The 22,941-nt window shown below is 63.9% G+C and carries 23 protein-coding genes; 10 read left to right on the top strand and 13 right to left on the bottom strand.

Annotated elements, in window-relative coordinates:
- Positions 1–111: 111 nt before the first annotated feature.
- From DXH78_RS00635 to DXH78_RS00625, 3 genes are read right to left on the bottom strand one after another with little or no spacing between them, the layout of a single operon-like run.
- Complete coding sequence (locus tag DXH78_RS00635) at positions 112–1,464, bottom strand: sensor histidine kinase (protein ID WP_115515253.1); 1,353 nt, start codon at positions 1,462–1,464, stop codon at positions 112–114.
- Positions 1,461–2,126, bottom strand: coding sequence for a response regulator transcription factor (locus DXH78_RS00630; RefSeq protein WP_115515252.1), 666 nt, complete (start codon positions 2,124–2,126; stop codon positions 1,461–1,463). The genes DXH78_RS00635 and DXH78_RS00630 overlap by 4 nt, the downstream gene beginning before the upstream one ends.
- On the bottom strand, positions 2,126–2,455 hold the full coding sequence (locus DXH78_RS00625) for a PepSY domain-containing protein (RefSeq protein WP_115517646.1): 330 nt from the start codon (positions 2,453–2,455) through the stop codon (positions 2,126–2,128). Before DXH78_RS00625 ends, DXH78_RS00630 begins: the two co-directional genes overlap by 1 nt.
- 151 nt (positions 2,456–2,606) lie before the next feature.
- Between DXH78_RS00625 and DXH78_RS00620 the strand changes: the two genes are divergently transcribed.
- The 3 genes from DXH78_RS00620 (at position 2,607) to DXH78_RS00610 (ending at position 4,052) form a co-directional block, all read left to right on the top strand.
- Positions 2,607–2,879 carry a PepSY domain-containing protein gene (locus DXH78_RS00620; protein ID WP_115515251.1) on the top strand — a complete coding sequence of 91 codons (273 nt, stop codon included), beginning with the start codon at positions 2,607–2,609 and terminating at the stop codon, positions 2,877–2,879.
- Positions 2,880–2,890: 11 nt separating this feature from the next.
- Complete coding sequence (locus tag DXH78_RS00615; protein WP_115515250.1) at positions 2,891–3,454, top strand: cytochrome b/b6 domain-containing protein; 564 nt, start codon at positions 2,891–2,893, stop codon at positions 3,452–3,454.
- A gap of 160 nt (positions 3,455–3,614) precedes the next feature.
- Positions 3,615–4,052 (top strand): YqaA family protein, encoded by a 438-nt coding sequence (locus DXH78_RS00610; RefSeq protein ID WP_115515249.1) that lies wholly within the window; start codon positions 3,615–3,617, stop codon positions 4,050–4,052.
- 244 nt (positions 4,053–4,296) lie between these two features.
- On the opposite strand, the gene ctrA is transcribed toward DXH78_RS00610, so the two are convergent.
- Positions 4,297–4,998, bottom strand: a complete 702-nt coding sequence (gene ctrA, locus DXH78_RS00605; RefSeq protein ID WP_056912162.1) for a response regulator transcription factor CtrA — start codon at positions 4,996–4,998, stop codon at positions 4,297–4,299.
- Positions 4,999–5,497: 499 nt separating this feature from the next.
- On the opposite strand from ctrA, the gene fliI reads away from it, so the two are divergent.
- Both fliI and fliJ read left to right on the top strand, forming a co-directional pair.
- Complete coding sequence (gene fliI, locus DXH78_RS00600) at positions 5,498–6,811, top strand: flagellar protein export ATPase FliI (RefSeq protein WP_115515248.1); 1,314 nt, start codon at positions 5,498–5,500, stop codon at positions 6,809–6,811.
- 182 nt (positions 6,812–6,993) lie between these two features.
- Positions 6,994–7,416: a flagellar export protein FliJ gene (gene fliJ / locus DXH78_RS00595; protein WP_115515247.1), complete on the top strand. Its 423-nt coding sequence runs from the start codon at positions 6,994–6,996 to the stop codon at positions 7,414–7,416.
- A gap of 28 nt (positions 7,417–7,444) precedes the next feature.
- Here fliJ and DXH78_RS00590 read toward each other — a convergent pair whose 3' ends face one another.
- Both DXH78_RS00590 and DXH78_RS19995 read right to left on the bottom strand, forming a co-directional pair.
- The gene (locus DXH78_RS00590) at positions 7,445–7,954 is read right to left on the bottom strand and encodes a hypothetical protein (RefSeq protein WP_115515246.1); all 510 of its coding nucleotides are present in this window, start codon (positions 7,952–7,954) and stop codon (positions 7,445–7,447) included.
- A 43-nt stretch (positions 7,955–7,997) separates the two neighbouring features.
- Positions 7,998–10,097 (bottom strand): hypothetical protein, encoded by a 2,100-nt coding sequence (locus DXH78_RS19995; RefSeq protein ID WP_210209483.1) that lies wholly within the window; start codon positions 10,095–10,097, stop codon positions 7,998–8,000.
- 345 nt (positions 10,098–10,442) lie between these two features.
- Between DXH78_RS19995 and DXH78_RS00580 the strand changes: the two genes are divergently transcribed.
- Positions 10,443–11,147: an outer membrane protein gene (locus DXH78_RS00580; RefSeq protein ID WP_115515245.1), complete on the top strand. Its 705-nt coding sequence runs from the start codon at positions 10,443–10,445 to the stop codon at positions 11,145–11,147.
- 47 nt (positions 11,148–11,194) lie between these two features.
- On the opposite strand, the gene DXH78_RS00575 is transcribed toward DXH78_RS00580, so the two are convergent.
- Positions 11,195–12,964 carry a glucan ABC transporter ATP-binding protein/ permease gene (locus tag DXH78_RS00575; RefSeq protein WP_115515244.1) on the bottom strand — a complete coding sequence of 590 codons (1,770 nt, stop codon included), beginning with the start codon at positions 12,962–12,964 and terminating at the stop codon, positions 11,195–11,197.
- A 123-nt stretch (positions 12,965–13,087) separates the two neighbouring features.
- On the opposite strand from DXH78_RS00575, the gene DXH78_RS00570 reads away from it, so the two are divergent.
- Positions 13,088–15,034, top strand: a complete 1,947-nt coding sequence (locus DXH78_RS00570; protein WP_115515243.1) for an ABC transporter ATP-binding protein/permease — start codon at positions 13,088–13,090, stop codon at positions 15,032–15,034.
- Positions 15,035–15,040: 6 nt separating this feature from the next.
- On the opposite strand, the gene DXH78_RS00565 is transcribed toward DXH78_RS00570, so the two are convergent.
- The 6 genes from DXH78_RS00565 to DXH78_RS00540 all read right to left on the bottom strand — a co-directional run bounded on the left by DXH78_RS00565 (position 15,041) and on the right by DXH78_RS00540 (position 19,893).
- Positions 15,041–15,340, bottom strand: a complete 300-nt coding sequence (locus tag DXH78_RS00565) for a hypothetical protein (protein WP_115515242.1) — start codon at positions 15,338–15,340, stop codon at positions 15,041–15,043.
- Between the two features lie 105 nt (positions 15,341–15,445).
- Positions 15,446–15,859, bottom strand: coding sequence for an acyl-CoA thioesterase (locus DXH78_RS00560; RefSeq protein ID WP_115515241.1), 414 nt, complete (start codon positions 15,857–15,859; stop codon positions 15,446–15,448).
- Between the two features lie 8 nt (positions 15,860–15,867).
- The gene (locus tag DXH78_RS00555) at positions 15,868–16,500 is read right to left on the bottom strand and encodes a LysE family transporter (protein ID WP_115515240.1); all 633 of its coding nucleotides are present in this window, start codon (positions 16,498–16,500) and stop codon (positions 15,868–15,870) included.
- A 14-nt stretch (positions 16,501–16,514) separates the two neighbouring features.
- Entirely contained in the window at positions 16,515–18,209 is a 1,695-nt protein-coding gene (locus tag DXH78_RS00550) for an NAD-dependent malic enzyme (protein ID WP_245416688.1), read from the bottom strand.
- A 140-nt stretch (positions 18,210–18,349) separates the two neighbouring features.
- Positions 18,350–19,153, bottom strand: coding sequence for an NAD-dependent epimerase/dehydratase family protein (locus DXH78_RS00545; RefSeq protein ID WP_115515238.1), 804 nt, complete (start codon positions 19,151–19,153; stop codon positions 18,350–18,352).
- A 2-nt stretch (positions 19,154–19,155) separates the two neighbouring features.
- The gene (locus DXH78_RS00540; RefSeq protein ID WP_245416687.1) at positions 19,156–19,893 is read right to left on the bottom strand and encodes a FadR/GntR family transcriptional regulator; all 738 of its coding nucleotides are present in this window, start codon (positions 19,891–19,893) and stop codon (positions 19,156–19,158) included.
- 147 nt (positions 19,894–20,040) lie between these two features.
- Here DXH78_RS00540 and DXH78_RS00535 point away from each other — a divergent pair, with 147 nt between their 5' ends.
- The 3 genes from DXH78_RS00535 (at position 20,041) to DXH78_RS00525 (ending at position 22,921) form a co-directional block, all read left to right on the top strand.
- Positions 20,041–21,030: a TRAP transporter substrate-binding protein gene (locus DXH78_RS00535; protein WP_115515236.1), complete on the top strand. Its 990-nt coding sequence runs from the start codon at positions 20,041–20,043 to the stop codon at positions 21,028–21,030.
- Between the two features lie 77 nt (positions 21,031–21,107).
- On the top strand, positions 21,108–21,626 hold the full coding sequence (locus tag DXH78_RS00530) for a TRAP transporter small permease (protein ID WP_168192662.1): 519 nt from the start codon (positions 21,108–21,110) through the stop codon (positions 21,624–21,626).
- A gap of 11 nt (positions 21,627–21,637) precedes the next feature.
- Positions 21,638–22,921: a TRAP transporter large permease gene (locus DXH78_RS00525; RefSeq protein ID WP_115515234.1), complete on the top strand. Its 1,284-nt coding sequence runs from the start codon at positions 21,638–21,640 to the stop codon at positions 22,919–22,921.
- Positions 22,922–22,941 lie beyond the last annotated feature (20 nt).

Below are 22,941 nucleotides of genomic sequence, written 5' to 3'. Positions count from 1 at the left end.
GCCGGTGCAGTCGGAGGCGGTGCTGGCGGGGCTCTTGCTCACCGGGGCCTATCCGGCGTGGACGCTGATCGGGGTGCCGGACGCCAGCCATGTATCGACTGCAGGCGCCCCCTACACCCCCTCCGGCGCAATCGTCGCCTTGAGGCCACCGAGGTTCGAGTGGCCGAGCTCCAGCCGCCACTTGTAGGCAGCCAGCACGTCCTGGACGATGGACAATCCGAGACCCGCGCCACCGCGCTCGTCGAGGCGGACGCCGCGTTCCAGCGCGCGCGGCAACGCGCTGTCCGCAATGCCGGGGCCATCGTCTTCGATGTGAATGGCGGCCCGGCCGTCCGCGCCGGCGGCGATGCGTACCCGCGATTTGGCGTGGCGAACCGCATTCTCAAGCAGATTGCCGAGCACTTCGGCCAGATCGGTCCGGTCGAACGGGGCCGAAAAGCCGTCGGCGATGTCGATGTCGAACGTGACATGCTGGGCCGCCGGCGTACGCGCCACCGTCGTCACCAGCGAGCGTACCAGAGGCGCCAGCGCGGTTGACACTTCCACACCCAAACGTACGCGCCCACGGATCCGCGCGCGCGCGAGTTCGCGATCGACATGGCGGCTCATGGCGTCGCCGATGGCCTCGATATCGCTCGCCACCGCATCCTGTCCGCTCGCACGAAGGCGCACGACGTCCGATGCCAGCGCCGCCAGCGGCGTCTTCAGCCCGTGCGCCAGATCGGCCGCGCGGCCGCGCGACCGCTCGATTTCAACGGCCTGCGCTTTCAGCAGCGCGTTGACTTCCTCCACCAGCGGCTGGACCTCCGCCGGAACGGAGGCGGGCAGATCGCTGCGTCGCCCGGCCCTGATCTCGGCAATGCCACGGCGCAAGCTGTCCAGCGGCCGCAGGCCGAGGCCGACCTGAATAGAGGTGGCGATCGCCAGGACCAGGCCGAGAAGACCAAGCGCAAGCGCGAGGTCCTTGCCGAAGGCGATGGTGGCGGCGGCGATACGGCCAAGATCGACCGCGACCGCGATGCGCGCCGACGGGTTCTGCCCGCCGCCGGACAGCACGATACTCCGCTCGGCCACCAGAAGCCGGGTGTGAGCGGGGCCCCACAGTTCGTGGAAATGCGTGTCGCCGGGCGACAGCGCGTCGGCCGGCAGCTTCAGCGTCATGTCCCATAGCGAGCGCGAACGCAGCAACTGGCCGCTGGCGCCGGACACCTGCCAGTACAATCCCGACAAGGGATCGGAAAAGCGCGGATCGGCCGGTGGGCGTGACACGACCAGATCGCCTTGAGGACCGACATCGATGCCCGCGATCAACTGTTTGAGGTGGACGTCGAGATCGTCGGTCAGCGTGCGCGTGACATGGCGCTGGAACAGCACGGTCAGACCGAAGCCGGCGATGCTCAGGGCGATGAGGATGGCGACGATGCCGCCGGCGATGAGCCGCAGCCGCAGCGAGCCCGGCTTCACGGTATCGTCTCCGGGATAAGGTAGCCGAAGCCACGGCGCGTCTCGATCAGGCCGGGCCCCAGTTTCTTACGGACACGGCCGATCAGCACTTCCAGTGCGTTGGAATCGTGATCCTCGTTCGGCCCGTATACGTTTTCATCCAGTTCGTGCTGCGAAACGACACGCCCCTTGTGCCGCACCAGATACGCGACGACGCGGTATTCAAGCGGCGACAGCGCAATGGGCGCGCCGCGCAGGCTGACTTTCATCTGGCGTTCGTCCAGCGTGATGTCGCCGAGGCTGAGGACCGAGGAGGCATGGCCGGCGGACCGCCGCACGATCGAACGCAACCGCGCCAGCAATTCCTCCATGCGGAATGGCTTCGGCAGGTAGTCGTCGGCGCCGGCATCGATACCATCGACCCGTTCGGCCCAGCTGCCGCGCGCGGTGAGAACCAGCACCGGCACATGCCGGCCGTTCGCGCGCCAGCGCTTGAGCACGGCAAGCCCATCCATGCCGGGCAGGCCGAGATCGAGGATGATCGCCCCATAATCCTCGGTGTCGCCGCGAAACCAGGCGTCCTCGCCGTCACGCGAAATTTCGACGACATAACCGGCGGCGCCGAGGGCGCGCGCGATGTCGGCGGCGATGCGCTGATCGTCCTCGACGAGAAGCAGGCGCATTACTTCTCCTTGACGCGTTCGATCGTGCCGTTGCGGGCGTCGATATAAACTTCAAACAGGCGGCCGCGCGCGTCGATGACGCGGAATTCGTAGAGCCAGCGATCGTGCTTGCGCTCGATTTCGACGCCGGCGATCTCGCCCGGTAACTGGCTGCGCACCCCGGCGATGATGTCCGCGAGCGAACGGATTTCGCCGGCCTCGACGGCGCGGCGTATGTCTTCACGCTGGCGGTCGTCGCGATCGCGGCCCTGGGCCGGCGGCGCGGCCACAAGCAAAGCCGCGGCGATAACCGCCGTCGTGAGGACCGTCGCATGGTGTCGCAAACGCATCATCCGGTACCTGTCTGGAATGGCGCCACCCTGCGCCAGACTACCTGACAATTGGCTGACATGGATCAACAGGCGGCCGTCAGAGGCGGTCGGTCAAGGTGCGGTCATCGCCGGCCACATGGTGTGGCGGGATGCCTCTCAGGAGAACCTCATGCGCAAGATCGCTTTGCTTACCGCCGCCGCCATTCTCGCCACGTCGGGCGCCGCCTATGCCGGCAGCCTGGGACGGCCCTGCACGAGCGCGCCGCAGAACCAGTGGCTGTCCATGCAGCAGCTGCAGTCGAAGCTGGAAGGGCAGGGCTACACAGTGCGCAAGGCCAAGCTCGCGAAGGCTTGCGGCGAATTCTACACGATCGACAAGAACGGCAGCCAGGTGGAGCTGTTCCTCGATCCCACCAACGGCCAGATCGTCGGTCAGAACTGAAGGCGCGCGCCATGAGCCAAGCCAATCAAATCGTTGAAGCCGGCGGCGTGACGCCGCCGGCAACGGTGAAGGTCTGGGACCCGTTGGTGCGGATTGCGCACTGGTCGCTGGCGACGTTGTTTCTGGTGGCCTATGCCACCGGCGACGATATCGAAACGGTGCATATCGCGGCCGGCTATACGATTGCCGCCCTGGTGACCTTGCGCGTGATCTGGGGCGTCATCGGCCCGCAGCACGCCCGGTTTCGAAACTTCGTGCGCTCGCCGGCGGTGACGTTTGCTTACTTGCGCGACGTCGTCTTGTTCAGGGCGCCGCGCTATATCGGCCACAATCCGGCAGGCGGCGCGATGATCGTCGCGCTGCTCACCTTGATCACCGGAAGCTGCATCACCGGCGTCATGATGACGACCGACGCTTATTGGGGTTCGAAAATCCTTGAGGAGGTGCATGAGATCTTCGCAAATCTCACGCTCGGCCTCGTTGTATTCCATGTGCTCGGTGTGCTGCTGGCCAGCTTCGAGCACCGCGAAAATCTCGTCAAAGCGATGTTCACCGGCCGCAAGCGGGCAGGCTGAAGCCGGCAGGCGAGGCCTTTGCGATCCAGAGCATAAGCCCCGCCATTGCCGGCGGGGTTTTTATGTCGCTCCGTGAAGTAATGGGTTTTAAGCGAGATCTGATAGACCTCGACCAATGCAAGGCGCGTCGCGTCAGGATGCGCTACGCCTCCGGACACCCATGACCTCACTCGCCGTCTATTCCTCCCTCTTCCTCACCGCGCTCGTCGCCGCGACCATCCTGCCGGCGCAGTCGGAGGCGGTGCTGGCGGGGCTGCTGCTCACCGGCTCTTATCCGGTGTGGGCGCTGATCGCGGTGGCGAGCGCCGGCAATGTACTGGGCTCGGTCATCAACTGGCTGCTCGGCCGCGGCATCGAGCGCTTCCGCGACCGCCGCTGGTTTCCGGTCAGGCGTGAGGCGCTTCTGCGCGCCGAAGGCTGGTACCGCCGTTATGGCCGCTGGTCGCTGCTCTTGAGCTGGGCGCCCGTCATCGGCGATCCGCTCACTGTGGTGGCGGGCGTGCTGCGCGAACCGTTCCCGGTGTTTCTCGTGCTGGTCACGATCGCCAAGGTCGGGCGCTATCTGGTGCTGGCGGCGGCGACGCTGAGCCTGGTGTGAGATTCGTAGCCTGCATGGACCGTCAGCGGAATGCGGGGAGGGCTACAGGGCTGCGCCTCATCCTGAGGAGCGCACCGCAGGTGCGCGTCTCGAAGGATGGGGCGGGGCGGCCCATGGTTCGAGACGCCTCGCTTCGCGAGGCTCTTCACCATGAGGCCGGTCCTAATCCGGCATGACGGACGAACAAACAAAAACCCCGCCATCGCTGGCGGGGTTTTTTATGTCGCCCTCGAGAGGGAAAGGCTTAAGCGGGGATCCGCTCGTCGGCTTCCGTCGGCTCGCGCAGCACATAGCCGCGGCCCCAGACGGTCTCGATGTAGTTCTTGCCGTCCGACGCGTTCGCCAGCTTCTTGCGCAGCTTGCAGATGAAGACGTCGATGATCTTGAGTTCCGGCTCGTCCATGCCGCCGTAGAGATGGTTGAGGAACATCTCCTTGGTCAGCGTGGTGCCCTTGCGCAGCGAGAGCAGCTCGAGCATCTGGTATTCCTTGCCCGTCAGATGCACGCGCTGGCCGGTGACTTCCACCGTCTTGGTGTCGAGATTGACCACCAGGTCGCCGGTGTTGATGACCGACTGGGCGTGGCCCTTTGACCGACGCACGATGGCGTGGATGCGGGCGATCAGCTCGTCCTTGTGGAACGGCTTGGTCATGTAGTCGTCGGCGCCGAAGCCGAGACCCTTCACCTTGTCCTCGATGCCGGCGAGGCCGGACAGGATCAGGATCGGCGTCTTGACCTTGGAGACCCGCAGGGAGCGCAGCACCTCGAAACCCGACATGTCGGGGAGGTTCAGGTCTAGCAGGATAATGTCGTAATCGTAGAGCTTGCCGAGGTCGACACCCTCTTCGCCGAGGTCGGTGGTGTAGACGTTGAAGCTCTCGGATTTCAGCATCAGCTCAATGGATTGAGCGGTCGCGCTGTCATCTTCTATGAGTAGAACGCGCATTGAAGTCCCCTATCTCGCCGCTTCCGGGCTCTGGGTCAGCGCCGCACGGGCGGCGAGTTCTTGAAAAAAACGCGGTGGGACAAACCGATTCGACACTATGCGGACATGGTTAACAAAACCTGATTCTCGCCGGCAAGCGTTTGCTGGCGCCAAAGCGCCGAATCGCCCTAAACTGTTGCCACCGAGTGGTTTTTTAGCCACGACCCGCTTCCATGCTTCGGTTTGGCCGCCGTCTCGCTTTCTGCCGGCGGCTTAAACGATCAGCCCATCGATTGGCGAAAGTGGTCGCCGGGCGAATCGTCTCGATCAGTCCCAGGTTCCATCTTCCGAACGATGACCCAATGATTAACGACGCGGGTAAACACGACGTTAATGACGGGGGTGGGGCGGTAAGCCTAAGGGCGGGTTTACGGCAGTTTTCCCCCGGCCGGGCGCCGGGTTCCGGCCGCCTAAAAGGTGAAAATGCGCGTCCCGGAATGCCTCGGATGAAAGCCACACCATGAAAGCCCTGGCTGAACAGCTCAGCGACATCGACGGCGTCGAGATTTTCGGCCGGGTGGTCGGCGTGCGCGGCTTGATGGTCGAGGTGGCCGGGCCGCTCTACGCCATGTCGGTCGGCTCGCGGCTGACCATCGAGGGGGGCAATGGCCCGGTGCCGTGCGAGGTGGTCGGGTTCTCCGGCAAACTGGCGCTGGCCATGCCGTTCGCGCCCTTGGAAGGCGTGCGCCGCGGCTGCCGGGCGCTGGTGTCGCAGGGCGCCATGAGCGTGCGGCCGTCGGAGGCCTGGCTCGGCCGGGTGGTCAATGCCTTGGGCGAGCCGATCGACGGCAAGGGGCCGCTCAAGTTCGGCCCGTCGCCTTATCCGTTCCGCAATGCACCGCCGGCAGCGCATTCCCGGATGCGGGTGGGCTCGCCGCTCGATCTCGGCGTGCGGGTGCTCAATACCTTTCTCACCGTCTGCCGCGGCCAGCGCATGGGCATTTTCGCCGGCTCCGGCGTCGGCAAATCGGTGCTGCTGTCGATGCTGGCGCGCAACGTCGCCGCCGACGTGTCGGTCATTGGCCTGATCGGCGAACGCGGCCGCGAGGTGCAGGAATTCCTCCAGGACGACCTGGGCGAGGAGGGCCTCGCCCGCTCGGTGGTGGTGGTGTCGACCTCCGACGAGCCGGCCCTGATGCGCCGCCAGGCGGCCTACCTCACGATGTCGATCGCCGAGTATTTCCGCGACGAGGGCAAGGACGTGCTGGCGATGATGGATTCCGTCACGCGCTTTGCCATGGCGCAGCGCGAGATCGGGCTCTCCGCCGGCGAGCCGCCGACCGCCAAGGGCTATACGCCGACTGTGTTCACCGAACTGCCGCGCCTTCTGGAGCGCGCCGGCCCCGGTGCCGAGGGGCAGGGCACCATTTCGGGCATCTTCACCGTTCTTGTGGACGGCGACGACCACAACGAGCCGGTGGCCGACGCGGTGCGCGGCATTCTCGACGGCCACATCGTCATGCAGCGCTCGATCGCCGAACGCGGCCGCTATCCGGCGGTCAATGTGCTCCGCTCGGTGTCGCGCACCATGCCGCGCGCCGCCGATCCGAACTATCTCGCCGTCATCAAGCGCGCCCGCGAGGTGATGGCGACCTATGCCGACATGGAGGAACTGATCCGGTTGGGCGCCTACCGGCCGGGAACTTCGGCGGAGGTCGATGAGGCCATCAACCTGAACAAGCCGCTCGAGGCCTTCCTGTCGCAGCGCAAGGACGAGGCGACCTCGCTGGCCGAAGGCTACAAAATGCTGGAAGCGGTGGTCGGCCGCGGCTAGGGCGGGCGGTCCTGCCCGGCCCTAGCGCCGGAAATATCGATGTACATGATCGATTATAGAAACCGAAAACTAACGATATTGCCCCACAGTCGTCCTGCTGAACGGTCCGGGGCGTGCCTGGACAGCGGTCTGTTTGGCCGCGTCGGGCCCGTTATTCGGGGCTTCGGGGGAGTATTTAGTCGATGAAGTCACGTGAAACCCTCATCCGCCTGAAGAAATTTCAGGTCGACGAGAAGCGGCGCAAGGTCGCCCAGATCGAGGCGATGATGGCCGAGTTCGACCGCATCGCCGCCGAGCTTGAGCGCGAGATCAAGGTCGAGCAGGACCGCGCCGGCATCCACGATCCCGGTCACTTCGCCTATCCGACCTATGCCAAGGCGGCCATGACCCGCCGCGAGAACCTCAAGCGCTCGGCCGACGAACTGCGCGGCCAGCTCGACGACGCCAAGGCGGCGCTCGGCGAAGCCTTCGAGGAACTCAAGAAGGTCGAGATGCTGGACGAGCGCGACAAGGAACGCGACCGCGCCGAGCAGAACATCCGCGAGCAGCAGGAGCTCGACCGCATCGCGTCCATGCGCTTCACCGCCGGCGGCGCGCACGCTTAAGGCCGCGCACAGCATCGGCACGCCGACGTCAGTTCGGCCCGGGCGGGATGAAGGTCAGCACGATCTCTTCGTCGCTATAACCGGTCACTTTGCATGTGGCGCCGAGCCTGGGTTGCCTGCCGCGTAACGTAACTTGCTTTTCGTCGGCGGATATATCGCCAGTCACGGCGTAGGGCCGCGTCGCGCATTTGGCCGCGAATGCATAGGCGGTTCCGGAATAGCGCGCGGCTTCTTTCTTGCCCTTGAACAGCAGCGTTCCTTTTCCGACGCCGGCCGCCAGCAGATCCGCGCGCGGAATCTCGTAAATCAAACGACGATTCGCTCTCTCGGCCACGAGTTGGACGATCGAGCCGTTCGTGTTCCAGCGAGAAGGGGCCTGCACTGCCGGCGGCGTGGCGGATTCAAACGACCGCAGGCGAGATTCCATTTCATTGAGGTAGCGCTTGTCCTCTTGCGCCGTCGCGAGCTGGAAAAACCCGGCGACCGGCGTCATCAGCAGGCCGGCACTAACGACTCCGATTGCCACCAGCCGGTTCATGACGATCCCTTAGATGCGCGGAGGCTTCGGGTCTGCACAGACGCTATTGTGCGAGTTCGAGCGGGCTAAGTCCGATTTCCTTGCCAAGCACGTCAATGACGCCGCCTGCCGAGTGTCGAGCGATCGGATTGCCACCCAGCGGATCGGCAGTCTGAACGGTGGAGTTGGCGTTCGACGTTATCAGGGATCCCTGCTGTGGCGGCGTCTCGACATTGTAGGCCCAGCCCGTCAGCCCCTTGTCCATGAACTGTCGGCCGCCGAGCGCGACTTCGCCGCCGACTACATAATTGTCGATCATATAGGCATTGTCCGTCGAGAGACTGTTTGCCGAAGTTGGATTGATCGTGACGGCATGAACACCTGTGGTTTGAGATGCGGCATAGGCACACGCGCCGCCGCCCTGGCTGTGGCCACTGCAGTCGATAGCGAAGCGGTCCCCAAACCTCCTTTTGATGTCGCCGACATATTGCTCGGCGTTGCGGAATTGCGGAGATATGTTGCCACGGACCATGGCATCGGCGTTGCCGATCCAGTCGGCGGCGGCATCGCGCACCTTGTCGGCGGGACAGACCGTCGCTAGCACCAGACATGTCGGGCTCGCCGAGCCGCGCACGGCGACAACCATGCGGTGCTCCTTGATGTTGACGAACGTGAAAGCCGTGAAACCGGTGGCCTTGTCGTCGCGCCGATCCAGAACCTTCCAGTCCGGATTGTTTTTGAAAACGGTGGATCCCAATGTCAGTTTATCGCTGTAGGCGGCATTTGCCAGTTGCAGCGACACCCAGTCGTATTTCAGCTTCTCCTTGTTGACGGGTAGGGGGCTCGTCATGGATGGCACGCCCATTCGCGGCCAAAGTTGCTGTCGTGCCGACGCCTGGCTGGTGAGCGTCGTCGAAGTCCCCGGTGCGATTACCGTGATCGGCTTTTGGGCGATCTTTTCAGCGGCAGCCTTCTCGGCGGCGGCTCGGGCTGCGGCGATCCTGTCCGCCGCGGCCTTGTCGGCCACGGCCTTCGCGGCAGCGGCTTTGTCGGCCGCTGCTTTTTCAGCCGCAGCTTTCGCTGCAGCGATCCTGTCGGCGGCAGCCTTGTCGACAGCGGCTTTATCAGCCGCAGCCTTTTCCGCGGCGGATCTTGCCGCAGCAATCTTCTCGGCCGCCGCCCTGTCGGCAGCCGCTTTTGCCGCGAGCTTCTCGGCTGCCGCTTTGTCGGCGGCGGCCTGCGCGGCCAGCCTGTCGGCCGCTGCCTTGTCCGCCGCAGCCTTCAGCGCGGCGGCTTTCTCCGCGGCCGCCCGTTCCGCAGTCAGCTTCGCGGCGGCGGCCTTTTCAGCCGCAACTTTCGCCACCGACGCTCTAGCCTCGGCCTCGGCCTTGCGCTTTGCTTCCAGCGCCTCGACGCGCGCCCGCTCGGCCCTTTGCTGCGCCTCGATCGCTTCGGCCTTCTTGCGTTCGATTTCGGCCTTGCGCGCTTCCTCCTTGCGCCGAATTGCGTCCCGCTTTTCCTCTTCCGCCCTGCGTTTCTCCTCTTGCTTCAGCTTCAGCGCGGCTTCCCTTTGTTGTTTCTCGGCCAGCTTTTGCCAACGCACGCGCGTTTCGGCTGCTTCTCGTTCTCGTCTCTTCTGCTGATCAATCTCCGCTATCCTTTCGTCGAGGAGGCGAGCGTTCTCAGCGGTTGTGCATTTCTTTTCGCCCCGTTTGACGACGCCGGGAATGTCGCCATTTGCAGTCCAGCAAACGGAGCCTTCCTGGCAATAGGAGCCGCTACCACAGTCGACGGCGCCTTCCGGAATGCATCCTCCGCCACGGGAGCATTGATTGCCCGGGCTACAGGAGTATCCGCCACACTCGATCGAGCCTCGTTGAATACAGCCGTAGACGGAGCAGTAATTGCCGCTGCCGCAACACAAATTGAATCGCGGACAATATTCTGTGCCCGCCGGGCATCTTGAAGTTGTCTGGCCCTGACCTCCAAAGCAGCCAAGCTCCTGCATGCGGCGCTGAATGAAAAAATCCCATTCAGATCCGGCGCCGCCGGACGAACGCAGCACGCTCAATTGGTATTGCAAATTCGAACAGCTTTCCTGAGCCGCGACGTCGCGTGTCGCCACGGTGAAGAAGGCAATGCTGCCAATGAGAACGACGGCCAATCTTGACCAGACGCTTCTGCTAAGGCTTGCCGTAATCGCGCACATGTCCCCCAAATCCCCCGATCAGGTGCGTACAGGCCCATCATTCTAACACATCCGATGGTTGTGACGAGAGGATTTAATTCTTACTGGAAGATTGGCGGGCCGTGAAACAGACCGGACGGCGCGGTTTTGGTTTGCGCCCCTCAATTGCGGCGACTCCCGGGCGGGAACGCGGCAACGAATGCCCGCGTTGCGTCATGACCGGGCCACGCACGGGCCTCTTTTACCTGTCCATACTTTAACTACGTAAGGCGGCGCGTTGCTGGCATGTCAGTTCGCGCTGAAACGGGAGTTGAGTTGACGATGAAGCGTTCGGTTCTTGTGCTTGCAGGTATTGCCGCGGCGATGGCGATGAGCGCGTCCGCCTTCGCGGCCGATGTCGCGCCGGCCCGTCCGCAGGGCACGCCGGTCTATCAGGCGCCATCGCCGATGTATGACTGGAACGGTTTCTATCTCGGCCTCAATGGCGGCTACGGCTTCGGACGTTCGAGCTGGAGCGATCCGTTTGCCGGCGGCGGCTCCGGCCGTTTCAATACCGATGGCGGATTGATCGGCGGCCAGATCGGCTACAATTGGCAGACCGGTCGCACCGTGATCGGCCTGGAGAGTGATATCAACTGGGCCAAGCTGTCCGGCAGCGCCGCCAATGGCGGCGTCTGCGCCACCAATGGCGGTGGTGAGTGCCGCACCGAGCAGAGCTGGTTTGGTACGACACGCGCGCGCATCGGTTACGCCTTCGGCAATTTCCTGCCCTACGTCACCGGCGGTCTCGCTTATGGCGACGTCAAGGCGGTGCAGGCGAACGGTTCGCAGCGCGACACCCGTGCGGGCTGGACCGCGGGCGGCGGCCTCGAAGTCGGTCTGACCAAGAGCTGGACGGCCAAGGCCGAGTATCTGCATCTCGATCTCGGCACCGCCACCTTCATGGGCGCGGCGTCCGGCACCAACACGCTCAACGTGCCGATCACCGACAACATCCTGCGCGCCGGTTTGAATTACAGGTGGTGACGTCACTCCGGGCTCGCGGCCTAGCGGCCGCACTCCGGAACGACGGATTACTCCGGCTTCGCCGTCGCCGCGACCATGAACTGCGCCTTGGCCAGGCCGGCGAAGCGGCCGCCTTGCGCGACCAGTTCATCGAATGTGCCGCTTTCGACGATCTTGCCGGAATCGAACACCAGAATGCGATCGGCATTGCGCACGGTCGATAACCGGTGCGCGATGACGAAGGTGGTGCGGCCCTTCATCACTTCGTCGAGCGCGGCCATCACCTTGGTCTCGGTATCGGCATCGAGCGCACTGGTCGCCTCGTCGAGAATGAGGATCGGAGGATTCTTCAACAGTGCGCGGGCGATCGACAGACGCTGACGCTCGCCGCCGGACAGCGAGCGACCACGCTCACCGGCTCGTTCATTGAAGCCTTTGAACTTGCGATCGATGAAGTCGAGCGCCTGGGCGCGCCGCGCGGCCTCGCGCAGCTCTTCCTCGGTGGCATCCGGCTTGCCGACGCGCAGGTTCTCGCCGATGGAGCGGTTGAACAGCAGCGATTCCTGAAACACCACGCCGATGTTGCGGCGAAGCGCGGCGAGCTTGATGTCGCGGATGTCGTGACCGTCGGCTTCGATGACGCCCGACTGCGGATCGAAGGCGCGGTGCAACAGCGCGATGGCGGTCGATTTCCCCGCGCCGGTAGCGCCGACCAGAGCGATGGTCTCACCCGGCCGGACCGTGAAGTTGAGATGGTCGGCGGCGAGGCGGGTGCCATCATACGAGAAGGTGACATCCTTGAAGGCGATGTTGCCGGTGAGGCGGCCGGGATCGATGGAGTCCGGTTTGTCGCGGATATCGGGGATGGTGTCCCAGACCTGAAAGAACTCCCGCAACTGGGGCACATGGCCGACCAGATCATCGATGAAGGAGACGGTGTGCTCCATGCGCGCGATGATCAGCCCGGCGAAGCTCATGAAGGTGACCATCTCGCCGATCGACGCCCGGCCGTTGATGTTGAGCCAGGTGCCGATGACGATGATCGCGAGCACGGCGAGCGTAGTCGCGGTGCGCGTCAGCACATTGGCCAGCGCCCACCAGGACAACACCGGCAGTTGCGCCGCGAGCAGGCGATCGACGATGCTGCGCAACTCCGCGACTTCCTGCTCGAGCCGCGAGAAGCTCTGCACCAGGGCGATATTGCCAAGCGTGTCAGAGGCGCGCTCGGCCAGCGCCGAGTAATGCTCCTCGACCTCTTCCTGCATGGAGCCGGTCTTGCGCACGATGATCGAGGTCAGCAGGGCGAAGACGACGCATAGCGCAATGAGTACGCTGGCCAGCTGCCAGTTGATATAGAGCGACAGCGGCAACAGCACGATGAGGCCGACCACCGAGGCGAAGTGTTCGCGGAAAAAGCCGAGCCACAGGCCCCAGAGGTCGTCGGTGCCTTCCAGCATCACCTTCATCAGGCGGCCCGAATGGGTGTTGCCGTGATAGGATTGCGGCAGCTGCAGGACGTGCTCGAAATAGCGCGTCAGCACCACCTGGCGGCGGCGATGGGCGAGGCGGTCGGAATGCAGCGCGATCAGCGTGCCGGCGATGATGGTGAAGATGCCGAAGCCGGTCCAGGCGCCAAGCAGAACCGACAGGTCGGACCATGACGGCGCGGTGCCGCTGGCCTGGCCTTTGGTGAGCGCGTCGATGATGCGGCCGAGCAGGACCGGCTCAGCGAACTGCGCACCGACGAGCGCCAGATTGCCCAAAGCCAATGCCCAGGCCAGCGCTGCTTCCGGCGCCAGTAGCGCCAAAACGCGACGGTAAACCGTCATCAGAGTCATGCTTGTGGGCCCCGCCTGCTTCCTTCGCGTTCTGATACCACGGCCTTGGGCGGAGCCAAGGCCGTTTATGGAACCCCGGAAACCTCAGAACGTTAGGTCGGTTCCCGAGACCAGATTATCCCCATGACAATCGAGCCGAAGCTGGACCCCGCGACTTCTGAAGCCGAGGCCAAGTCTACCGATGCCCCCAAGCCGTCGATCGACGACCTTCCCGAAGAAGAACGCCTTCCCGGCGAGGCCGAGGCGCTCGAGGCCTATAGCAAGGGCGAGGAAGAGAAGTTACGGAAGAGATATCTGCTGCAACGGTTCTGGCATACCGCGCGCGGTTTCTGGAGCCGCCGGCGCGGCGATCGGCTGGCGCTCTTCCTGACGATCTCGCTGGTGGTCCTGATCGTCGGCAACCTCGTTGCCCTCTACGGGATCAATGTCTGGAACAGGCGTATCTTCGATGCGCTGGAAAAGCGCGACAGTGCGCATGTACTCAGCCTGTCGCTGATCTTCTTCCCGCTGGCGGCGGCGAGCGTAATATGCGGTGTCCTCAATGTCTGGGCTCGCATGACGACGCAGCGCCGCTGGCGCGCCTGGGTGTCGGACAATGTGCTCGGCCGATGGCTGAAGAACGGTCGTTATTATCAGCTCAACCTTGTCAGCGGTGATCACCAGAATCCCGAAGGCCGCCTGACCGAAGATTTGCGTGTCTCGACCGATGCGCCGGTCGATTTCGCTGTCGGCGTTTTGCAGGCGAGCCTGTCGGCCGTGACCTTCATCACCGTGCTGTGGACCATCGGCGGCGCGCTCACCGTGCCGCTCGGCGGTTCGTCGATTACCATTCCCGGTTTTCTCGTCGTCGCAGCGGTGCTCTACGCCGTGCTGGCGAGCGGTGCCATGACCCTGGTCGGCCGCAGCTTTGTGTCCGTGTCGGAAGCCAAGAACCAGGCCGAGGCCGATTATCGCTACCAGCTCACGCGCGTTCGCGAGAACGGCGAGAGCATCGCGCTGCTCGGCGGCGAGGAAGAAGAGCGCGCCGGTATCGACCGTTCCCTCGGCGGCGTACTGCATCGCTGGCGCGAATTGTGCCGGCAATACATGAAGACGACGGTCGTTTCGCAAAGTTCGTCGCTGATCGCGCCGGTGGTGCCTATTCTACTGTGCGCTCCGAAATATCTCGACAACAGCATGACGCTCGGCGAGGTGATGCAGGCGGCGTCCGCCTTCACAATCGTGCAGGCGGCGTTCTCATGGCTGGTCGACAACTATCCGCGGCTCGCCGACTGGAATGCATCGGCGCGGCGCATTTCGTCGCTGATGGTGTCGCTCGACGGCCTGGAAAAGGCAGAGACCGGCGACGGCTTCAACCGCATCACGCGCGGCGAGACGGCAGGCGCCGCGATGCGGCTCAAAGACCTCTCGGTATCGCTCGACGACGGAACGGCGGTGGTGGACGACACCGAGGTCGTGATCCAGAAGGGCGAGCGCGTGCTGGTCGCCGGCGAAAGCGGCACCGGCAAGAGCACGCTGGTGCGCGCCATTGCCGGGTTGTGGCCTTGGGGCGGCGGCGCGATCGAGATCGAGAAGGGCGCGCGCCTGTTCCTGCTGCCACAGCGGCCTTATGTGCCGACCGGCACGTTGCGCCGCGCCGCCGCCTATCCCGGCGCGGCCGAAGACTGGTCGGTCGAAGAGATTGGCGAGAAGCTGGACAAGGTTGGGCTCGGCCATCTCAAGGACAAGCTCGAGGAAGAGCAGCCGTGGGATCAGATCCTCTCGGGCGGCGAAAAGCAGCGTCTCACCGTGGCGCGCGTGTTGCTGCACCGGCCGGATATTATCGTCCTCGACGAGGCGACCGCGGCGCTCGATCCGAAGAGCCAGGATCAGCTCATGGAAATCCTGTCTGAGGAAATGAAAGGCCTCACCATCATCAGCGTTGGCCATCGTCCGGAGCTGGAGCAGTTCCACAGCCGCAAGCTGGTGCTGGAGCGGCGGCGTGGCGGGGCCAAGCTGATCAGCGACATCGTCCTGAAACCGCGCAAGCCGAAACTGATGCGGCGCTGGCTGAAACCGCGGCAGGCCTGAAGCGGCTTACGGCTTCTTCGGCGGCTCCGCGGGTTTGGTCTTCAGGGCTTTGAGATCGGCTTCGATTGTCGTGAGCTTCGCCTTGAGCAGATTGATTTCGGCCTCCGCGGCCGCGAGCCTCTTCTGCGCGTCGCGTTGCTGACGATCGAGCGTCTGCTGCAGGAACTCGACATTGGATTGCAGGCACGACGTACGCCGGTCCATCTGCTTTTCCGCAGTGCAGACCTCGAGCCCGCGAATGTCCTGGGCAAACGCTGGGGAGGTCGAAAGTAGCGCGAGGCAGGCCAGCTTTGGTCCCAACCGCATTCGGATACTCCGTTCGCCCCGCGAAAGCGGCGGCCAGAGCCGTATAGCATGGCGTCAAAAGAAAGAACTGGATCCCCGCTTTGGCGGGAACGAACGGTGGACAGGTTAGAGCGCCACCTGCATCTGCTTCAACCGCGCGATGGTGATGTCGAGCAGCGGCGTCGATTTGCGCGTTGTCTCGTCGAACATCACCATGACCGTCTCGGCCAGCGCGGCGACAGTATCGCCCTGCAGGATCACCTGTTCGAGCACGAAGGACGAGCGGCCGATGCTCTTGCAGCGCGTGCCGATATGCGCCTGCCCCGGCCAGTGCATCTCGGCCTTGAAGTCGAGGATCAGCTTGGCAATGACGAAGGTCGTACCAGGCTGGCCCATGGGCTTTACCGGATCGAGCAGGAAATGCGTGCGGCCGGTCTCGAGGAAGGTCGAGAACGCCGCGTTGTTGACATGGCCGAGCTTGTCGGTGTCGGCGAAACGGATGGTGTCCATCGTCCAGTCGGCGTAGTCGCTTCTGTTCATGCGGGCGATCAGCGTCCGATTAATTCGTTGCGCAGCTCATAGGCCAGCTTGGCGCCGAGCCCGATCATGATGACACCGGCGAGCCGGTCAAGCCACTGCGCGAAGCGATGGTAATAGCGGCGCGCAAAGTCGGTGGACAGCACCAGTGCAACGAAGGCGTACCAGGCAAAGGACTGCGCCACGATCAGCGCCACCACCGCGGCATAGAACCAGGCCGGCGCATGCGCCGGCACCACGACGACGAAGACGCTGGTCCAGAACACCGCGGATTTCGGGTTGGACAAGGTGGTGAGGAGCCCGGCGAGAAGCGGCGCGCGGGCGCCTTGCGGCGGGCGCTGCAGTTCGGCGGGACGCAGGCCGGCCATCAGCAGCCGCACGCCGACATAGATGAGGTAGGCGGCGCCCAGCCACCGCAACGCGCGATACACGATGCCGGCCTCGAGCAGCAGGATGCCGAAGCCGAACATCGACAGGATCACCCAGATAGCCGAGCCAAGCACGACACCGGCGACCGCCAGCAAGCCGGCGCGGCGCGACACCCGGGCCGAGACGTAGCTGACCACCACGGTGTTGGGGCCGGGGATCATCGCCATCAGGATGTGGAGCAGCGAGAGCTGGAGCAGGGTGGCGGTGAGGGACATTCGGTTATCGCGGTTCAAGCCGCGCTCTGTTCCGCATTGGCCGGCACATAACTCAGATAGCGCGGCCACCACATTCTGGCGCGGACGGCAGCCTCGACGGTGTCGACCGTGACGCCTTCGGTCAGGCCCTCGGCGCAGGCCTGCTTGCCGACGGCGATCGCCACGGCGATGGCGACATCGCGCAACTGGGTGACGCGCGGCAGCAGATTGGCGTTGGGGTCGCTGCGTGCCGGCGACATGTCCGCCAGCGCCTTGGCGGCGGCCATGAACATGGTGTCGGTGATGCGGCTGGCGCGCGTCGCGATCGCGCCGAGGCCGACGCCCGGGAAGATGTAGGAGTTGTTGGTCTGGTCGACCGGAAACACGTGGCCATTGCGCTTGAGCGGCGGGAACGGTGAGCCGGCGCCGATCACAGCACGTCCTTCGCTCCAGATCTCGATGTCGGCCGGATTGGCTTCGGCGCATGACACCGGGTTCGACAGCGGGAAGATGATCGGCCGCTTGTTGTGCCGCGCCATGCCGCGCACCACGCTTTCGGTGAAGGCGCCGGCTTGCGCTGAGACGCCGATCAGCGCCGTCGGCTTGGCGTTGTAGATGACATCGAGCAGGGAGATGCGGCTCGGATTGCCGAGATTCCAGTGCGTCAGCGCCTCGCGTTTCTGCACGAAGGGGCGCTGGAACGACGCAAGATCGTTCGTGCCGTCGGTGATGAGGCCGTCCTTGTCCACCATGTAGAAGCGGCTGGCGGCGTCCTGCGGCGACAGGCCGGCATCGATCATCGCTTCCATCAGCAGCTTGGCGATGCCGCAGCCGGCCGAGCCGGCGCCGAGCACGGCGATGCGCTGGTTCTGCATTGCCTCGCCGGTGACGTTGATGGCGGCGAGAAGCGCGCCGGTCGCGACCGCGGCGGTACCCTGGATGTCGTCGTTGAAGCTGCACAGCGCGTCGCGATACTGGTCGAGCAGGCGCGTGGCGTTGCCTTTGGCGAAATCTTCCCACTGCAGGAGGACGTGCGGCCAGCGCTCCTTCACCGCGGCGATGAACTCGGCGACGAAGGTGTCGTATTCTTCGCCGCGCACGCGCTTGTGGCGCCAGCCGATATAGAGCGGGTCTTTCAGGTTCTCTTCATTGTCGGTGCCGACATCGAGCAGGATCGGCAGCGCGGTCGCCGGGCTGATGCCGCCGCAGGCGGTGTAAAGCGCCAGCTTGCCGATCGGGATGCCCATGCCGCCAGCGCCCTGGTCACCGAGGCCGAGAATGCGCTCGCCGTCGGTGACGACGATGACCTCGGTCTTGTCGAATTGCGGGTTGGCCAGGATCTCGCGGATACGCGAGCGGTGCGGGATCGACAGGAAGACGCCGCGCGGCTTGCGGAACAGCCGGCTGAACGAGGCGCAGCCGGCGCCGACGGTCGGCGTATAGACGATGGGCAGCAGCTCTTCGACGTGGCGGCCGAGCAGGGCGTAATACAGGGTCTCGTTGGTGTCCTGCAGGTCGCGCAGGAAGGCGTAGCGCTCGAGGTCGGTGTGGAATTCCCGAAAGGCCTGCAGCCGGCGCGTCACCTGCTCGTCGATGCTGACCACGGTCGGCGGCAGCAAGCCGTGGAGGCGGAAGGCGGAGCGTTCATCCTCGGTGAATGCGGTGCCCTTGTTGAGCCGCGGGTCGGCCAAAAGGCGGTAGCCGAACATGTCGGCGGGGAGGGCGAGCAAACTCTGTTTTTCTGGCGAGCGGTCGGGCAAAACGGCAGTCCTGGCAATATGATCCACTGCCGGGAAGCCTAGCACAGCGGGCGCGGCCGCCGTACGCCGAATTTGACCAGCGGCCATGCGCCAGACCGCAGCGTTATGGCTCAGGATCGCCGCTTGTCGGCGTCGTATTCGGCGCTGGAGAAGGAGCCGCCCTGGAAATAATCGCCAACGGGGTCGGGTGGCAGCTTGGCCTGCGCGGCCATGGCCTCGGCGCGGAAATTCTCGGCCTTGTGCTTCGGACGATAGCCGAATTTGTGGGCATTGGAATTGTCCCACCACGCGGCGGCGTTGTCGGAGGCGCCGTAGAAGATCTCGTATTTGATCTCCGGGTGCTCCAGCCCGATGCGGATGAGCTGCACCAGGTCCTCCGGGTGCAGGAAGATCGATAGCCGGCGCTGGTCGATCGGCGTGTCGGCGAAGTTGCCGATGCGCAGACAGGTGACGCGCAGGCCATGCTTGTCGGCATACATGGCGCCGACCGCCTCGCCGAAGCATTTGGAAATGCCGTAGCGCGAGTCCGGCCGCACCGTGACATTGACGCCGATTTTCTGGTCGCGCGGATACATGCCGACGGCGTGGTTCGAAGTGGCGAAGATCACGCGCTTGACGTTCGCGCGATAGGCCGCTTCGAACAGATTGTAGCAGCCGATGATGTTGGCCTGGAGGATCGTCTCCCACGGGCCTTCGATCGAGAAGCCGCCGAGATGGACGATGCCGTCGATGCCGGCGACCATCTTTTCGACCTGCGCCATGTCGGCGAGATCGGCGGCGACGAACTCGGCGCCGGCGACGAGGTCATCGGGCTTCCTGATGTCGCTCCAGCGAATGTCCTTGTAGATCGACGGCAGCATTTGGCGCAGCCGCGTGCCGATACCGCCGGCAGCGCCGGTGACGAGGAGTTTCATGGCTACTTGATCCCCAGTTCCGTCGCCAGCTTCTGGTGCCGGTCGCGGCTGTTGCCGAGATGCGCATGCATGGCGGCGCGCGCCTTCGGCACGTCGTGGGTACGAATGGCGGAGAGGATCTTGGCGTGCTCGCGCTGGAATAAAGTGAGGTTGTTGCGGCGAAGCAGCGGCGCGCTGCGGCCCCACACGGTCTGGCGCGGAATGACGACGCTGCCGAGATATTCGAGGAAGCCCCTGAACTGCGGATTGTTGGTCGCCTCGGCGATTTCGCAGTGGAAGGCGAAATCCTGATCGACCGCATTCTCGCCGGCGTCGATAGCGGCCTGAATGGCGTCGAAGCGCTCGGTGATCTTCCGGATCTGCGCGGGCGTGGCGCGTTCGGCAGCCAGCCCGGCGGCCTCGACCTCGACGCCGGTGCGCAACTCCATGACGTTGAGCACGTCGCGCAGCGAAGAGTGCTCGTCGAATTCCACACGGAAAGGCCGGCGAACCTTTTCGGCGACGAAGGTGCCGATGCCCTGGCGGCTCACCACCAGCTTGTCAGCACGCAACGCTGCAACCGCCTCTCGGATCACGGTGCGCGAAACGCCCGTGGCGGCGATCATTTCCTGTTCGGTCGGCAGGCGCGAGCCGGGCAGCAGCTTGCCGCTGACGATATCGGCAGTCAGGCGGGCCACGATTTCGCCAGTGAGGCCGCGCGGGGCCTGGATCGGTTTGAGAAGCGAAAGATTTTTATTCAATAGGACAGTCCACCACCTTGACCGGCACCGGTTGGTCCGGTCATCATATGACCTGATGAGTAGCACGAGGGGGCCTCGCCGATCAATCGGCGCATCTTCGAGAACGCTAACTCGCACGAAAAGAAATACAAGGGAGGAAGACGCATCATGCCAACACGCAGAACGATTCTGTCCGCGGGCCTCATCGCCGCCGCGGTCACACTTGCTGGTCCCGCGCTCGCTCAGAAGACCGTGCTGAAAGCCGCCGACGTCCATCCGCTGGGCTATCCGACCGTCGAAGCGGTCGTGCAGATGGGCAAGAAGCTCGAGCAGGCCACCAACGGCCGGCTGTCGATCCAGATGTATCCGTCGATGCAGCTCGGCGGCGAAAAGGAAATGATCGAGCAGGCGCAGGTTGGCGCGCTGCAGTTCGCCCGCGTCAGCGTCGGTCCGGTCGGCGCCGTCGTCGACAATCTTAACGTTTTCAATCTGCCTTTCGTGTTTCGCAACACCGCGCATATGCGCGCCGTGATCGACGGCCCGATCGGCGACCGTCTGCTCAAGGAAATCACCGACAACCCGAAGTCGGGCCTGATCGGGCTGGCCTGGATGGATAGCGGCGCGCGCTCCTTCTACAACAAGACCCGTGACATCAAGTCCGTCGAAGATCTCAAGGGTCTGAAGTTCCGCATGATGGGCAACCCGATCTTCGTCGACACCGCCAACGCGCTCGGCGCCAACGGTGTCGCCATGGGTATGGACCAGGTGATGAACGCGCTGCAGACCGGTGTCGTCGACGGCGCCGAGAACAACCCGCCGAGCTACGACTCGTTCGGCCACGTTCCGGTCGCCAAGCACTACTCGCTGACCGAACATCTGATCATCCCGGAAATCCTGGTGTTCTCGCGCAAGTCGTTCGACGCCATGTCGAAGGAAGACCAGGCGCTGATCATGAAGTTCGGCAAGGAAACCCAGCTTGAGCAGCGCAAGCTGTGGGACGAGCGCACGAAGATGGCCATGGACAAGATCAAGGCCGCCGGTGTGAACGTCATCACCATCGCCGACAAGAAGCCCTTCCAGGACGCGGTGAAGCCGGTGTGGGACAAGTACGGCGCCAAGTACGCCGATCTCGTCAAGCAGATCCAGGAAACGAAGTAGTTTCGCGCGGATAGCAATCGGGCCGGCCAGGTCCTCATCCGGATTTGGCCGGCCTCGCTTTTGACATGGGGGAAGGAATGGTCTCGCAGTATTCCCGCTTGATGGACATCGTCCATCGCGGTTGTCTCATCGTGGCGGGGGGATGCCTTCTCATCATCACCCTGATCATCCCCTACGGCGTCTTCACGCGCTACGTGCTCAATAGCGCCGCATCCTGGCCAGAGCCGCTGGCGACCCTGCTGATGATCGTGATGTCGTTCATCTCGGCTGTCGTCTGTTACCGGGAATATCTGCACATTGGCGTCGGCGTGCTGCCGGCCTTCCTCAATGAGCCGTACAAGACCGCCCTCGGCTGGTTGCTGGAAGCGCTGATGCTTCTGACCAACCTGTTCATGTTGTGGTGGGGACTCAAGCTGGTCGCGACCACCTATAACCAGATCATTCCGGAATTCCCGGTCCTGTCGGTGGGCATCAGTTACCTGCCAGTTCCGCTCGGCGGCGGTCTGACCATCCTGTTCATCATCGAGCGGATGATGAAAGGCCAGTTCTTCCAGGAAGCTGACGCCGAGACGGTCAGCACGCTGACGACCGAGTAAAGGCGGCTGTCATGGAAATTCTCATTCTCATTGGCGGCTTCACGGTCGTCTGTCTGCTCGGTATGCCGGTCGCTTATGCCCTCGGCATCGCTTCGATCGCCGCGGCGCTCTACACCGACATTCCGCTCGAAGCCGTCATGCTGAAAGTGGCGGGCGGCATGAGCGGGTTCTCACTGCTCGCCATCCCGTTCTTCATCCTGGCTGGCGCCATCATGGCGCTTGGCGGCATGGCGACGCGCCTCGTCAATCTTGCCAAAGTCTTCGTCGGTGCGATCCGCGGTGGTCTGGCGTTGGTCAATATCGTCGCGTCGACGATGTTCGGTTGTCTGTCGGGCTCGTCGGTGGCCGACACGGCCGCCGTCGGTTCGGTGATGATCCCGCAGATGATCAAGGCGGGTTATCCGAGACTGTTCGCGGTGAACGTCACCATCTCTGGCTCGTTGCAGCCGCTACTGGTGCCGCCCTCACACAACATGGTGATCTATTCGATCGCCGCCGGCGGCACGGTGTCGATTGGCGCCATGTTCATGGCGGGCATCATCCCGACACTGCTGCTCGGCGCCTCGCTGGTCATCCTCGTCCTCTATGTCGCCAAGCGCGACAATTTCCCGAAGGGCGAGGCCATCCCGCTGCGCCAGGCTTTTAAGATCGCCGTCGATGCGATCTGGGGCCTGACCACGGTCGCGATCATCCTCGGCGGAATCACCTCCGGCGTGTTCACGCCGACCGAGTCCGGCGCCATCGCCTGCGTTTGGGCATTCTTCGTGACGATGTTCGTCTACAAAGACATCACATGGGCCGAACTGCCGATGCTGCTTGGGCGCGTGACGCGCACGGTCGGCATGGTCATGATCATGATCGGTTTCTCGATCTCGTTCGGCTACATGATGGCGATCCTGCGGATCCCGGCGATCGCAACCGAGTTCTTCGTCAATATCTCGCACAACAAGTACATGTTCCTGCTCTACATCAACATTCTGTTGTTGGCGCTTGGCACGTTCATGGACCTGGCGCCGATGCTGCTGATCTGCACACCGATCTTTTTGCCGATCCTGCCGGCTTTCGGCATCGATCCGGTGCATTTCGGGATCATCATGATCCTCAACCTCGGCATCGGCCTTCTGACGCCGCCGGTGGGGCCGACCATGGTGGTGGGGTGTGCGATAGGCAGGGTCAGTATGGAGGCCGTCGCCAAGAGCATCCTGATCTTCTACATCCCGATGATCATCGTTCTGATGCTGGTGACCTACATTCCGGAGCTGTCGCTCTGGCTGCCGCGGACATTGATGAACTGAGACGACTGCCCCCGGACGCG

Origin of the sequence: Undibacter mobilis, from assembly GCF_003367195.1 — a bacterium.
In the GTDB taxonomy this organism is placed as follows: Bacteria; Pseudomonadota; Alphaproteobacteria; order Rhizobiales; family Xanthobacteraceae; genus Pseudolabrys; species Pseudolabrys mobilis.
Note: the sequence above shows the minus strand (reverse complement) of the source record. Positions and strands in the feature narration are given on the sequence as shown.